This window comes from Metasolibacillus meyeri (assembly GCF_003049505.1).
In the GTDB taxonomy this organism is placed as follows: domain Bacteria; phylum Bacillota; class Bacilli; order Bacillales_A; family Planococcaceae; genus Metasolibacillus; species Metasolibacillus meyeri.
Window position 1 is genome coordinate 1 of record NZ_PYWN01000044.1, and the last position, 13,481, is coordinate 13,481.

Genomic DNA, 13,481 nt, shown 5'->3' on the forward strand with positions numbered 1-13,481 from the left:
TCTCTCGATTTATTTGCGCTTTTCTATGATTTATCTGCGGTTCTCTCGATTTATCTGCGGTTCTCTCGATTTATTTGCGGTTCTCTCGATTTATTTGCGCTTTCCCATGATTTATCTGCGCTTCTCTCAGTTTATCTGCGCCTTTCCATGATTTATCTGCGCTTCTCTCCATTTATTAGCCATCTCCCAATAGACTAATGCCACTTGTAACCAATGCCCCATACGGTTTTTAAAAATGTATCTGTTGGAAAATTAGCTTTCTTTAGCTTGTCCCTTAAATTTCGAATATGAGAATCCACTGTTCGAATATCGATTTCCGTTTCATATTCCCATGCTACACTTAATAATTCTTCACGCGTGAACGTTTTAGAAGGTCTAGAAATCAGTGCCTTTACTATATAAAACTCCTTGTACGTAAGTTGTATCGTTAAATACTCATAGTGTAGAGCATACATTTCTGTATCTAACATAAATTTCTTGAAGCATATCACAGCTTTTTTGGATTTATTATTTTCGAAGGCTCGGCGTAATTGTACATTCACCCTCGCAACTAATTCTCTTTCATCAAAAGGCTTCGCAATATAATCATCGGCTCCCAGCTCCAACCCTTTCACTAAATCTAACTTATCAGCTCGTGCGGTTAGCATAATAATTGGGATATTTGAATACTCACGTATTTTTTGACATACTTGCCAGCCGTCCATATAAGGCATCATCACATCTAAAAGGACAAGATCCACTTCTTTTTCCTTCAATATTTCTAGCGCGTTTTCACCACTTGTTTCCTTCAAACATGCAATGCCGTGTGGTATAAGGAAAAGTTCTACTAAATCTAACATCCTCTGTTCGTCATCAATTAAAAGAACGGTCTGCATTTATATACCACCTTTACATTGTTATTGTAAATGTACTTCCTTCTCCTACTTTGCTTGTCACTTCAACCGTCCCACCAAGTGTAGAAACAAGCTCCTTTACAATAGCAAGCCCTATTCCAGAGCCCCCATTTATACGTGAACGGGACTTCTCAACTCGATATAGCTTTTCAAAAATATAGTCGATTTCCTCAGTTGGAATGCCAATGCCTGTATCCTTCACAGAAACAACGATTTTGCCATTTTTCGATTCAGCCTTTAACGTAACGACTGCATTTTCATTAGAATACTTCAACGCATTATCCAATAAGTTGAGAACTATTTGCTCTAAGCGTGTTCGATCCGAATAAATTTGGAGCTGCGCATCACAAACAAGCTCAAGCTGTATTTCCTTTAAGCTGTAAGAGGAGGCAACAAGTTTACACACATTTTCTAAAAATGGTCTAACGAGAAAAGTTTTTTTGGACACGTCAAACGCTGTCTCATTCATTCGCGCTAAATCCAATAAATTTTTCACTAAATCCTTCATGCGATTCGCTTCTTCACCGATAATTTCAATATAATGCTGACGCTCCTCCTCACGAATGCCCTCTCTCATGGCAATTTTGGAATAGCCTATTAAATAGGTTAGGGGTGTGCTTAATTCATGCGCAATCGCAGCTAAAAATTCATTTCTATCATTTTGCAAACGCTCAAGGTCATTGGCTAATTTATGAATCGAGCTTGCTAATTCACCTAGCTCATCCTTCCCTAAGTCAGGCAAGCTTACTTTAAAATCGCCCTTGCTCAACTTCTCTGTTGCTTCCTTCATACGCATCAAAGGGCGCGTAATAATTTTTGACAGCATAACGTACACGATAAACAACACAACAAACCCCGTAACGCCTGATAAAACAAAATGCATATTCATTTTATCTACCATTTGATTAAGTGAGCCTGTGCTTTGCAGCATAAGCACATAACCCTGTCGTTCTTCATCGACTTTATATGGATGGACGCTCATAATATACGGTGACTCTCTCCAACTAGAAACGACTATTTCATCTTTTTCATTGTGAATATCCTTAATAATTAATTGATACGCCGCTTGTATCGTATAAGAGTGATCCGAGCTACTGATGATATCACCTGTTTTATTTGTAATCATCACTTCTCTATTGCCGTTTTTCTCCATCAAAGAAATATGCTTCAAAGTAGTTTCTGAATAATGTTCTACAAGTACATCACGATGATTCGCACCGTTTGCTAATAGTAAAGAAAATTCCTCCTCCACTCTTGTATTAATCATACTTCGATGAAGGTAATACATCAGAAGAGACTCCATTATTAACACAACTAAAAAGAAGCTAATTGCTAATTTTGTCGATAGTTTATTCACTATTTCAATTGCTCCTTTCCAATTACTAATACGAAAGCTAATATGAAGAAATTATGCAGACATAAATTAAAGGTGTTCATTATATCTCAATTCATAGGTTTTTGATGAACGCTACTGACGAAATTCTCTATTCGTTGCACTTTAATTTACTTCTACCTGTCCCATCATTCCATTTTCCTCATGCTCTAGTAGGTGACAATGGAACATATAGATGCCTTTATTATTAAATTTGACAGCTAGCTTAACCGTTTGATTCGGCTCAATGGAGATTGTATCCTTCCAGCCCTGTAGGCTAGCAGCTGGCTCTTCCCCATCTATCGAAACAACTTTAAATTGTGTCCCATGAATATGAAACGGATGAATCATACCACCCATCGTATCTGGTTTATTGTAAACTTCCCAAATTTCTGTCTCACCTAATTTTTGAGTGAAATCAATTCGATGCATATCGAATTGTTGGTTGTTGATTGTCACCATTTTTCCCATCCCAAAGAGCTCCAGCTGTTTCGTTACAGGCAAGCTTTTCTCTTCCTCTGTTACCACATAATCATTTAAAACTTCTGCAATAGCTGTTGAACTTGATTTTGGATGCTCTATTTTAAATGGCAGTAAGCGTATATTTTCTTCATTTACAAGTGCTACATCACTTTCTGCATCAAACTTTGAAAAATCAATGATTATTTCTGCTCTTTCACCAGGTGTTAATGTAATTTCATTTAGTTCAATTGATTTGTTTAAAAATCCGCCATCTGTAGCGATTTGCTGGAATGCATCACCTGTATTTAATTTAAATGTATAATTGCGGGCGTTTGAGCTATTTAATAAACGCAACCTTATACGTTCTCTACCAACAGTCAGCTTAGGATTGAAAGTACCATTTACTAACAATGTATTGCCGATAGTACCGTCGGCATTTTGCACTGCATTATAATCAAATTGTTTTTCCTCAGTAAAATGTCTATCTTGAAAGACGAGAGGGAAATCATTTTTACCATAGTCATTCGGTAAATTAAGCTTTAAAGAATTGTCATCCTCGATATAGATTAACCCTGCCAAACCTTTGTATACTTGCTCTGCTGTCGCTCCCTCAGGATGTGGGTGAAACCATAATGTGGATGCACCTTGATTGACCGTAAAGTTAACATCAACAGATTGACCTTGCTTTAAAATTTGATGTGGCCCTCCGTCTCCATCTCCAGGAATATCAAGACCATGCCAGTGGAATGTTGTTGGCTCTAATAAATCATTTTTCGTTCTAAATGTCACATTTTCTCCACTTTTTATCTTGATAACTGGCCCTAAAAACGACCCGTTATAACCATAGGTCATTGTTTGAAATCCATCAAAAATTTCTGTCTCCCCTTGTTGAGCTGTAATATTTACGAGGCCATTTTGAGGCTCAATTATTGAAGGAAGTGCTATTTCATTTTGCCCTGTTGAATTGTTTAACGCAATAGGGTTTGTATGACTAGCATGGTCATTCTCCATATTCATAGTTGAATGATCCATCATGCCGTGTTCATTTTTATGTGAATTACTTGCGCTACAGCCGCCAAGAATAATACTTCCTATTAAAAATGGTGCAGCTAAAAATTTTAATCTCATCAAAATTCCTCCTTAGTCTTCATTCCTATTCACTGTAACAAATAAATATGGAGAATTTATGGAGTTGCTCACTATATTGTTCAGAAAAAACCCACAAAAAATAGCCCCAAATTGTCAAGTATATCTCTTAACAATGGAGAGGCCATGCATCTTTTGCTTATTCTCTTTGTACTGCCACCGCATGTACAGGGCGGCCTTTTGCGTAGACATACCATACGGCATCTTTTTTACGAGCATCTGTTGGTAAATAGACGACATGGTGTAAATCCCGCACTTCTGCTTTCGTCACAAGCATTTTAATCGGCTTATTCACAATTATTTTCTCACCAGCTACTGTGTATGTTCCTTTTTTAGCTAGCGTACGCTCCGCATAATTTGTCGCAATATGATCTGCAAGGGCATTGTGTACACGCCAGTCATTTGATTCATTTAATGTCACAACGATAAATTGTTTTTGCTCTTTTTGAAAATAGGTAGCAAGCGTGCGACCTGCTACTTTTGTAAAGCCTGTCTTGCCTGCAATGGCACCATTGTTCTCGGATAACAGGCGGTGCTTGTTTTTCCAGCTTTGCTCCCCATTAAAAACAACCGTTGACGCAATTTTTTTAAACTGCTCATTGCGCATCGCAACTTGTAGCATGCGTGCAGTATCATAGGCAGAGGACAAATGCTGTTCACCATGTAGACCTGATGGGTTGCTAAATGTTGTATCGGACAAGCCCGCTAACCGCGCACGCTCATTCATTAAATAAACAAAGCCCTCCACAGAGCCACCGACATGCTCCGCCAGCGCATATGCAGCGTCATTACCAGAGCGTAGCATCAAGCCGTATAGCAATGTTTCAATCGAGTATGTTTGCCCTTTTTCTAAATAAATAGAAGAACCTTCACTTAATGCGGCACGCTCCGAAATCGTTACCTTATCATCCAGCTTGCTATTTTCAAGGACAACTAATGCCGTCCATATTTTTGTTAAGCTCGCAATTGGTAACTTGGCATGCTCATTCGCTCCCATCAACAACCTACCTGTTTCTGCATCAATTACTGCGTAGGCATGGCTTGCTGCTTGTGCTGAAGGCTGCAATAAAACAAAAAACAATACGACACATAGCCACTTTTTCAACTATTCACTCCTTTAGTCATTAAATGCTTCTTGGAATTTCGTTAAAAATAAATCGGCTTCCTGCTCTTCTTCTACATCATGCCCTTCTGGTAAAGGCGGTAGCTCTGCGATGTCTTTCAAGCCGAAGTAATTTAAAAATTCCTTCGTTGTACCATATAAAATGGCACGCCCTGTCCCTTCAACGCGTCCGACATCTTGAATTAACCCTCTTGAAACAAGTGTTTGAATCGGTTTTTCGCTCTTCACACCGCGTAAATCCTCCACTTCAATTCTTGTAATTGGTTGCTTGTACGCAATAATCGCTAGCACTTCGATAGAAGCAGCCGTTAGTAGCTGATTCGTTGGATTCTCAACAAGTTTTTTGATTGTTTCTGCCATTTCTGGTTTTGTCGTTAATTGGTATGTACCTGCTAATTGCTTCAACGTAATACCAGATGTCTCTGATTCATTATATTGCGTTGCAAGCTCACTTAGTCCTGCTTCAATGTCCATATCTTCGACATCTAAATAATTGGCTAGCTGACGCACTGTCATGCCTTCATCTCCTACGACGAAGAGGAGCGCTTCTATTTTACTCATCAATATCTTCGAACTCACTATCTAGCTCCTCCTTCTGTAATAACACCGTCAAATCCTCGAAGTTACGCTGCTGCTCTACGAATACGACTTGACGCTTCATTAATTCCAATAACGATAAAAATGTAACGATTAAGGTTGCTTTATCCTCATAAGGAAATAGCTCTGAAAACATGGCACGTCCCCCTGTTTTCTTTAAAGAAGCAACAACAGAATACATTTTTTCCCGTATAGAAATTTCCTGCCTTGCCACTCTCGTTTGTAAAGGTTTTTTTAATTGTTTACGACGCAGTAGCTTTTGAAATGCTGCGAGCATATCGTATACGTTCACATTTGCATCAAATAAAGCTAGCTGCTCATCTGGCATAAATTCGGATAAATCTGCCGGCGGACGTGTATACACTTGCGCCCGCTCTGTTTCGAGCACTTGTAATTGTGTCGCCGCTTCCTTATATTTTTTATATTCGATTAAACGCGCAACAAGCTCATCACGCGGGTCAATACTATCTAATTCAAACTCCGTATCATCCATTTCACCTTCATGGATTGGGAGAAGCATTCGACTTTTAATTGCAAGTAACGTCGCTGCCATGACTAAATATTCACTCGCTTCGTTTAATTCTAGCACTTGCATTGCATGAATATGGTCAATATATTGGGCAGTTAACTCTGCCATCGGAATATCATATATATCAATTTCCAAACGATTAATTAAATGCAATAATAAATCGAGAGGCCCTGAAAATGCTTCCAGTTTTACTTCATAAGACATTTGATTACCACCTGTCGTTTCTTGTCGAGCTTTATGATACTATTTTAATACGTACTTCGTAAAGAGGAAAGGTGATGGTTATGAACCCATTATTCGTGCAATATTGTGCTTATTTTAATGGTAACAAAGACTATTTTGAATGCCATGAAGTGTTAGAGGAATATTGGAAAGAAATTGCACCAGGTGACAGAGAGCATATTCTTGTAGGCTTTGTCCAGCTCGCAACTGGCTTGTATCATTGGCGACGTGACAATAAAAACGGGGCTTTGCGCACATTGCAAAAAGCATATTATTGCCTGCAAAAGGAATCGCCTTTTTTCGACATGCTTGATCAAAGTGATTTATTACAAAAGCTTCAAAAAGCAATTACTGCGCTTGAAATGGAGGAAGCTTTTCAAGCATTTCAACTAACCATTATTAACGAACCGTTCGAACAGCTAGTTAACGCGCAAATAGCTGCGCTAGAGCCTATGGCATCTACATTTTTACGTGATAAACATAAGTTGCGCGACCGCTCTGCGATTGTTGCGGAACGTCACGCTAAATTGAACGCCAAAAAAGGAAGTGTCTGAAAAATTATTTTGGGATACTCCTAGCGCCATGATATATTGCTTTCGCGCAATAAAGAATGCCGCTGTCGCTTCGCTTTCGCGCAATAAAGAATGCTGCTGTCGCTTCGCTTTCGCGCAATAAAGAATGCTATGCTGAATCATGATAAAGTATATCTCAGCATTCTCTCCTTATAAGAAAAGAAGCTGTAGGAACTAATTCCCCACAGCCTCCTTTCATTAATCTTTATGTGATAAATGCACTCGCAAAAACGGTGCTGTTTCATCATTATACTGCAAGCTATTATAACAACCTAAAGCACGTAGCTCGTCCAGCATTTCAGCAGTAATTCCTTCACCATGGTAGGAAGGAATAATTGATATATGCTGGATGGTAGCCATTTCATTTTCCACGGCTACACCGATTGCCCCAACAAACTCATCGTCCTTTTTCCATAAATAGAGTTGCCAGTCTGGCGTCTGCTCATAATGCTGAACAGTATCCATTAACTGCTTTGAATCCTTGCAGTTTGGCATTAACGAAATTAAGCCCATTGCAATTTTTTCAAACGCTTTTTTATATTTTACTAACATCTTTACATTTCCTCATTTTCTGTTAATCCACTAAAAAGGTCGGAATGATAACAAAAATATAAATCAAACTCCAAAATAGTATAAATGTAACTAACCCAATTAACAGTTTCCACCTTGATATTCTCAACGATTATTCACCCTTTTTCAATACTAATGGGAGATCGTTTTGGACAATATCATCATAGCTTTCACGCTGAATCGCTAGCTGGTGTTCACCTGCTTCTACGAAAACAACGGCTGGGCGCGGTACGCGATTATAGTTTGAAGCCATCGAATAACCGTAGGCACCTGTACAAAACATCGCTAAAATATCACCAGACTCTGCTTGTTGCAGCGCAGCATCTACTATCAGCTTATCTCCTGATTCACAAAGCTTACCTGCAACTGTATACGTGCTCTCCTTTGGCGCGTTTGCTTTATTGGCAATCACAGCCTCATACTTTGCATCGTAAAGTGCAGGGCGAATATTATCGCTCATACCGCCATCTACTGCGATATACTCACGAATACTTGGCACTGTTTTCTGTGAACCAATCGTATAAAGTGATGTGCCCGCATCCCCAACAAGTGAACGTCCTGGCTCAATCCAAATCTCTGGCATTGTTAATTTTAATGCAGCTGCCTCCGTCTGCACAGTGTTAATCATTTCAGCTACATAAATATGTGGTGCTAATGGCTTATCCTCTTCCGTATAACGAATACCAAAGCCGCCGCCTAAATTTAAAACAGTACATTCAAATCCATGCTTTTCTTTCCATTCACCAATTTTTTTCATCAGCTTACCCGCAGCTAAACTGAAGCCGTCTGTTTCAAAAATTTGTGAACCAATATGACAATGTAAGCCTAAAAGCTGTAAAAACTCATGCCCCTTGACTTCTTCAAAAGCAAGATCTGCTTGCCCATTATTTAAATCAAAGCCAAATTTCGAATCAGCTTGACCTGTCGTAATAAAATCATGTGTGTGCGCTTCAACACCAGGTGTTACACGCAGTAGAATGCGCATCGGTTGCTGCTTTGCCTCAGAAATTTCCTTGAGCAAGCGTATTTCATAAAAATTATCAACAACAATACAGCCAATTTTCGTATCAAAAGCAAGCTCTAGCTCTGCATAAGATTTATTGTTGCCGTGGAAATGAATGCGCTCCGATGGAAACCCTGCTTTAATCGCCGTATATAATTCGCCGCCAGATACAACATCCAACGATAAATTTTCCTGCGCTGCTAATTGGTATGCAGCCACACAAGCAAATGCTTTTGAGGCATACGCGACCTCCGCTTTAATACCAAGCTGTTTAAACGTATCAATAAAGCCTCGAGCGCGCTCGCGGATTAACGCTGTATCATAAACAAATAGTGGTGTGCCATATTCGTTTGCAAGCTCTACCGTATCCACTCCACCAATTGTTAAATGGCCTTCATTTGAAATACCTTGTGTCCCGTATAAATGCATATTCTCTCCTCCATCATCGTTCAAAAATTGTATATGAGAACTTTAACATAGGAGAGAACTGAGCGCAATGCACTTTATGCTCGTTTTCGTTGCTGAGCGCCGACAACATACGGTCGAAGTGCATCATCAGACATTGGAAAGCGAATAAAGACGCGTATAAATGCCTTCGGAAAAAATGGAACCAACGGCCACATATATGGCACCTTCATCGGGCGTAGCGCACATACATAAGAAAAAATAATAAATAGCGCAATGAAAAACCCATTAGCCTCAAATAACGCTGTCATAATCAATAAAAAAATACGGAAAACTTTAATCGAAATACTTAGCTCATAATTCGGTATTGCAAATGTGAAAATGGCGGCAATCGCTGTATATAATACAACCTCACTTGAAAAAAGACCGACATCAATAGCAATTTGTCCAATAACAATCCCCGCAATTAAGCCCATGGCGGTCGAAAGAGGTGTCGGTGTATGAATAGCGGCAATTCGCAAATATTCAATTCCTAAATCAGCAATTAAAATTTGTAAAAATAGCGGAACTTCTGACGGCTCTGCTATCCCTAAAAAAGAAAGTGACTCTGGTAACAAATGGCTTTCTTTCGCAAATAAATACCATAACGGCAGTAATACTAAGCTAAGAAGAACTGCTGCATAACGTAAAAGTCGCATCATAGAACCAATTAGCGGTGCTTGACGATATTCCTCTGCATGCTGTAAAAAGTGGAACATCGTCACAGGCATTAGCATAACAGAAGGGGATGTATCAACAATAATTGCGATATGCCCCTCCAATAAATGCGCCGCTACAATATCTGGGCGTTCCGAATAGCGGACGAATGGCAGTGGGTGAAACTTTTGCTTAAAGAGCCACTCTTCCAAAGACTTATCCGCCATTGTTAAACCATCATGCTCAATTTTTTGAAAGCGCTCCTGTAGCCAGTGGAGATGCTCTTCATTCACTAAATCTTTCATATAGCAAAGTGCGACATCTGTTTTTCCTAGCTTGGAAATTTGCGAAAGCTGAAAGCGTAAATCGGCACTTCGAATTCTTCGGCGAATTAACCCCGTATTTTGCATAATATTTTCGGCAAAGCCATCACGTGCACCACGAATCACCTTTTCATTATCAGGTTCCTCTGGATTGCGCCCTGGATATTTACGAAATTCTGCGCAATAACAATGGCCATGTGCTGTCACAAAGCCGATCCGCCCACTCAAGACACCTAATAAAAAATCTTCAATCGTTTCGACAGGCTCTTTGCCATGATAATTAAAATGCGCATCGAAATAGGCGGGCTCATCCTCAATAGACTCGCGTTCCTCAAACTGCAATTCAGCGAGCAAAATTGTCAATGTCTCGCTATCCACTAGCCCTGAAATATAGACAGATAGCACTTCCATATTGCGTACATAAATAGGTTTTATACAAACATCAAAGGATTCACCCTCGCCTAATACCTCTCGCAAATACGCTTCTGCCTGCTCTAAAGTTGTAAAAAGCTGATTCTTCATTTTTTCACTGCCTTTTTCGTTGTTGTCACATCCATCCACTGCTTCAGCTGTGCTAATATTTTCTTCTCTAAGCGCGATACTTGCACTTGCGAAATACCAAGCCGCTCCGCTATTTCTGTTTGCGTTAAATCAGCAAAATAGCGTAAATAAATAATGGATTGTTCTCGTTTATCAAGCTTTGTCAGCATTTCCTTAAGTGGAATGTATTCAAATGGAAGCTGTGATTTTTCATCATACATTTGATCCATCAATGTAATCGAATCGCCATCATTTTCAAATAGCTGCTCATGTAAAGAGGCAGGATCACGCATCGCATCTGTCGCCACGATAATATCGTCCTGCGTTACCCCTAAACGCTCTGCTAACTCTGAAATGGATGGCGGCTTCTCATTCGTTTTCATATATTCCTCTGTTGCATGGCGAATTTTATAATTCAATTCGCGAATAGAACGACTGACCTTCACCATGCCATCGTCGCGTAAAAATCGTTGAATCTCGCCAATAATCATCGGCACCGCATAGGTTGAAAACTTAACTTCATAAGATAAATCGAATTTATCAATGGATTTCATCAAGCCAATACAGCCGATTTGAAATAAATCCTCTAGCTCCACACCGCGTGATGAAAAGCGCTGGACAATCGACCAAACAAGCCTTGTATTCCCCTCAATCATCCGTTTTCTTGCGTCAATATCCCCTTGCTGCGAGTGCTCAATTAATACTCGCATCTCTGCTTGCGTCAACAACACTTCTGAAGACTTTTCGATTGTCCCCACCCCTTTACATAACTGACGCATGTGCCGATGATATTTTTTTCGTAAATGTCACGCTCGTTCCTTCGCCTTCAACCGACTGTACAACAAGCTCGTCCGCAAAGCTTTCCATAATCGTGAAGCCCATTCCTGAGCGTTCCAAAGCCGCTTTCGTCGTAAATAAAGGTTCCATTGCCTGCGCAACATCGCCAATTCCTTTCCCATAATCTTGAATGCTTACTTGCACCGTACCGCCAATTAGCGTTGCTCTTACGGTCACAACACTTTTGCCATCCTCCTCATAGCCGTGAATAATGGCATTGGACACCGCTTCTGAAATAATTGTTTTCAATTCTGACAGCTCGTCCACTGTCGGATCGAGCTGCGCGATAAAGCTCATAATCGCCATTCTTGCTAAACTTTCATTCTCACTTTTCGCAATGAATGATAATGTCATTTCGTTATCCATGAACAATCCCCCTTATATGTGAAATAGCTGCCTGCTCATCCGCCTGCATCATATATGGCGCAAGCCCAGAAAATTGGAATATTTTCTGCATTGTCGATGAAGGATTCAAAATAAGTATTTGACCACCTACGATGCTTAGCTCTCGCATTCTTCCTAAAATTAAGCCAACACCTGAGCTATCCATAAATTGCAAACCCGCCAAATTCCAAATTAATGTCGTCACCTGTCCTTGCATGATCGTCTTCGAAATTTGCGCGCGAATTTTTTCAGTCTCATGATGCCCAAGCTCCCCATACAAGCGAACAATCGCAATCTGCTCTGGGTACACCGAAATTTCATAATTCATAATGCTTCGCCTCCTCGTCTAACGCTAATTCAACGACGAGTAAACTTTTCCTTCACACCTGACAAAACTAGTGCCACTTCGCTAAAACTAGTGCCTATACGCCAAAGTATGGGAAAATAATCAACATTTTAAACATCTTTTTAAAAAGGGTGAGGTTTTATTCTACGTTTTTGAGGGGTTATTCTACGTTTTCGGGATTTTATTCCACGTTCATATAAAAAAGCCTATAAAATCGAGGACACTTCGATTTTATAGACCCACATATCTATCATCTTGTAATAATGGCTTCCATTTAAATTGGAAGCGACAACAGGACATTCCTAAAAAGAAATTTATGTATAATTTTATCTTTAAATATTTAGCTACGCTGTTAACAATGACGTTTTTAGCTCACCTTTCATACTTGCCAACAATTTTTAACTTTACATCATGTCTCCCTATTCGATAAGATTCTGCCTCTGAGGAAACTAAAACATCTAATTTATACCCTTTAATCGCCCCTCCAGTATCTAAAACGATGGCTTGAAATGTTTCATTGGGCGTTTGAACTTCCACAATCGTCCATAAAGGAATGATGTTTGTGTCAGCCGCTATAACTCGATAGCCATTATAGTAAATCGATTTTCTCAAATCGATTCCAGCAGCTGAAACCCCACTACAGCCATAGCAATCTGGACCATAGTAGCTTGCATTAAATGTCATCCATTTACTTTGTTCCTCTTCTAATTTTAATTGTTCCTTTTTTAATCTTTCAGCCCCTTGACGTTTCATCTCTTCAGCCTTTTTTCTTTTCTTACTTTCAATCGCACTAATTTTTGCTAACTCAATTTCTTCTAGCCTACTTTGTTCCACTATTCTTTGCCTATGAATTGCTTTCACCTGATTTTTAAAATCTATGTATTGCTCATGCTTACTGATTATTTGGAAGCTAGGAGATCTTTCATTTTTAGCGTACTCCATATGACTAGCTTTTAAATTAATGATAAACCAAGCCCACCATACTAAAGAAGCTACAATTATTAGGATTATTTTTTTATTCATCTATTCGCTTAATTCTTGCGTTTTCTGTTTGGGCGAACTATATATTCGACCTTACGTAGAACTAAACTACCACCTCTCCGATTATATATTTAATTAATTTTATGAACAACCATGCATTTTAAAAGCAACTTACACTGCCTTAAATAAAAATTACATTTTCTCTTTTAATTGTTCATCTATTCGATATGTCGATTCTGTTTCTAAATGATACATTTCGTTTGCAATTTCAAAATTTATCGTTGACATTTCGATATAACCTCTTTTCATTGCTTCTATATTTAATCTCAAAGTCTTTTGTTTTTGGTGTTGCAATAGACACTCTTTATTTGTCATTATTAGAACCTCTCAGGTTTCATTAGAAATTGTTATATTCCAATAATTGAAGATTCCTTTCATTGAAATATAGCTTACAATTACACCTGTCTCTTATACACATCT

Annotated in this window: 15 protein-coding genes; 2 read left to right on the top strand and 13 right to left on the bottom strand. The window is 39.1% G+C overall.

What is annotated here, in order from left to right:
- A partial coding sequence (locus C9J34_RS22335; protein WP_238600601.1) for a hypothetical protein occupies positions 1-198 on the top strand: 198 nt, incomplete at its 5' end.
- On the opposite strand, the gene C9J34_RS08050 is transcribed toward C9J34_RS22335, so the two are convergent.
- From C9J34_RS08050 to C9J34_RS08075, 6 genes are all read right to left on the bottom strand, one after another.
- The gene (locus C9J34_RS08050) at positions 195-875 is read right to left on the bottom strand and encodes a response regulator transcription factor (RefSeq protein WP_107839347.1); all 681 of its coding nucleotides are present in this window, start codon (positions 873-875) and stop codon (positions 195-197) included. The two genes, C9J34_RS22335 and C9J34_RS08050, sit on opposite strands and share 4 nt — an antisense overlap.
- Positions 876-888: 13 nt before the next feature.
- Positions 889-2,250: a HAMP domain-containing sensor histidine kinase gene (locus tag C9J34_RS08055; protein WP_107839348.1), complete on the bottom strand. Its 1,362-nt coding sequence runs from the start codon at positions 2,248-2,250 to the stop codon at positions 889-891.
- A 141-nt stretch (positions 2,251-2,391) separates the two neighbouring features.
- Positions 2,392-3,855: a multicopper oxidase family protein gene (locus C9J34_RS08060; RefSeq protein WP_107839349.1), complete on the bottom strand. Its 1,464-nt coding sequence runs from the start codon at positions 3,853-3,855 to the stop codon at positions 2,392-2,394.
- Positions 3,856-4,012: 157 nt separating this feature from the next.
- Positions 4,013-4,978 (bottom strand): D-alanyl-D-alanine carboxypeptidase family protein, encoded by a 966-nt coding sequence (locus C9J34_RS08065; RefSeq protein WP_107839350.1) that lies wholly within the window; start codon positions 4,976-4,978, stop codon positions 4,013-4,015.
- A 12-nt stretch (positions 4,979-4,990) separates the two neighbouring features.
- On the bottom strand, positions 4,991-5,557 hold the full coding sequence (gene scpB, locus C9J34_RS08070; protein ID WP_193768939.1) for an SMC-Scp complex subunit ScpB: 567 nt from the start codon (positions 5,555-5,557) through the stop codon (positions 4,991-4,993).
- Positions 5,550-6,326 (bottom strand): segregation/condensation protein A, encoded by a 777-nt coding sequence (locus C9J34_RS08075; RefSeq protein ID WP_107839352.1) that lies wholly within the window; start codon positions 6,324-6,326, stop codon positions 5,550-5,552. The genes scpB and C9J34_RS08075 overlap by 8 nt, the downstream gene beginning before the upstream one ends.
- Before the next feature lie 74 nt (positions 6,327-6,400).
- Between C9J34_RS08075 and C9J34_RS08080 the strand changes: the two genes are divergently transcribed.
- On the top strand, positions 6,401-6,898 hold the full coding sequence (locus C9J34_RS08080; protein WP_238600602.1) for a DUF309 domain-containing protein: 498 nt from the start codon (positions 6,401-6,403) through the stop codon (positions 6,896-6,898).
- A gap of 216 nt (positions 6,899-7,114) precedes the next feature.
- Here C9J34_RS08080 and C9J34_RS08085 read toward each other — a convergent pair whose 3' ends face one another.
- From C9J34_RS08085 to C9J34_RS08115, 7 genes are all read right to left on the bottom strand, one after another.
- Entirely contained in the window at positions 7,115-7,468 is a 354-nt protein-coding gene (locus tag C9J34_RS08085) for a GNAT family N-acetyltransferase (RefSeq protein ID WP_107839353.1), read from the bottom strand.
- 130 nt (positions 7,469-7,598) lie between these two features.
- Complete coding sequence (gene lysA / locus C9J34_RS08090) at positions 7,599-8,918, bottom strand: diaminopimelate decarboxylase (protein WP_107839354.1); 1,320 nt, start codon at positions 8,916-8,918, stop codon at positions 7,599-7,601.
- Positions 8,919-8,992: 74 nt separating this feature from the next.
- On the bottom strand, positions 8,993-10,435 hold the full coding sequence (locus C9J34_RS08095; RefSeq protein ID WP_107839355.1) for a spore germination protein: 1,443 nt from the start codon (positions 10,433-10,435) through the stop codon (positions 8,993-8,995).
- Positions 10,432-11,163, bottom strand: a complete 732-nt coding sequence (locus tag C9J34_RS08100) for a SigF/SigG family RNA polymerase sporulation sigma factor (protein WP_238600603.1) — start codon at positions 11,161-11,163, stop codon at positions 10,432-10,434. Before C9J34_RS08100 ends, C9J34_RS08095 begins: the two co-directional genes overlap by 4 nt.
- 52 nt (positions 11,164-11,215) lie before the next feature.
- Positions 11,216-11,656, bottom strand: coding sequence for an anti-sigma F factor (gene spoIIAB / locus C9J34_RS08105; RefSeq protein ID WP_107839356.1), 441 nt, complete (start codon positions 11,654-11,656; stop codon positions 11,216-11,218).
- Positions 11,649-12,002, bottom strand: coding sequence for an STAS domain-containing protein (locus C9J34_RS08110; protein WP_107839357.1), 354 nt, complete (start codon positions 12,000-12,002; stop codon positions 11,649-11,651). The genes spoIIAB and C9J34_RS08110 overlap by 8 nt, the downstream gene beginning before the upstream one ends.
- A 390-nt stretch (positions 12,003-12,392) precedes the next feature.
- Positions 12,393-13,043, bottom strand: a complete 651-nt coding sequence (locus C9J34_RS08115; protein ID WP_107839358.1) for a 3D domain-containing protein — start codon at positions 13,041-13,043, stop codon at positions 12,393-12,395.
- Positions 13,044-13,481 lie beyond the last annotated feature (438 nt).

Coding starts and splice junctions, on each gene's coding strand:
- C9J34_RS08050 (WP_107839347.1), bottom strand. CDS start 875: ATGCAGACCGTTCTTTTAATTGATGACGAACAGAGGATGTTAGATTTA.
- C9J34_RS08060 (WP_107839349.1), bottom strand. CDS start 3,855: ATGAGATTAAAATTTTTAGCTGCACCATTTTTAATAGGAAGTATTATT.
- scpB (WP_193768939.1), bottom strand. CDS start 5,557: ATGAGTAAAATAGAAGCGCTCCTCTTCGTCGTAGGAGATGAAGGCATG.
- C9J34_RS08075 (WP_107839352.1), bottom strand. CDS start 6,326: ATGTCTTATGAAGTAAAACTGGAAGCATTTTCAGGGCCTCTCGATTTA.
- C9J34_RS08080 (WP_238600602.1), top strand. CDS start 6,401: ATGGTTATGAACCCATTATTCGTGCAATATTGTGCTTATTTTAATGGT.
- C9J34_RS08085 (WP_107839353.1), bottom strand. CDS start 7,468: ATGTTAGTAAAATATAAAAAAGCGTTTGAAAAAATTGCAATGGGCTTA.
- lysA (WP_107839354.1), bottom strand. CDS start 8,918: ATGCATTTATACGGGACACAAGGTATTTCAAATGAAGGCCATTTAACA.
- C9J34_RS08095 (WP_107839355.1), bottom strand. CDS start 10,435: ATGAAGAATCAGCTTTTTACAACTTTAGAGCAGGCAGAAGCGTATTTG.
- C9J34_RS08100 (WP_238600603.1), bottom strand. CDS start 11,163: ATGCGAGTATTAATTGAGCACTCGCAGCAAGGGGATATTGACGCAAGA.
- spoIIAB (WP_107839356.1), bottom strand. CDS start 11,656: ATGGATAACGAAATGACATTATCATTCATTGCGAAAAGTGAGAATGAA.
- C9J34_RS08110 (WP_107839357.1), bottom strand. CDS start 12,002: ATGAATTATGAAATTTCGGTGTACCCAGAGCAGATTGCGATTGTTCGC.
- C9J34_RS08115 (WP_107839358.1), bottom strand. CDS start 13,043: ATGAATAAAAAAATAATCCTAATAATTGTAGCTTCTTTAGTATGGTGG.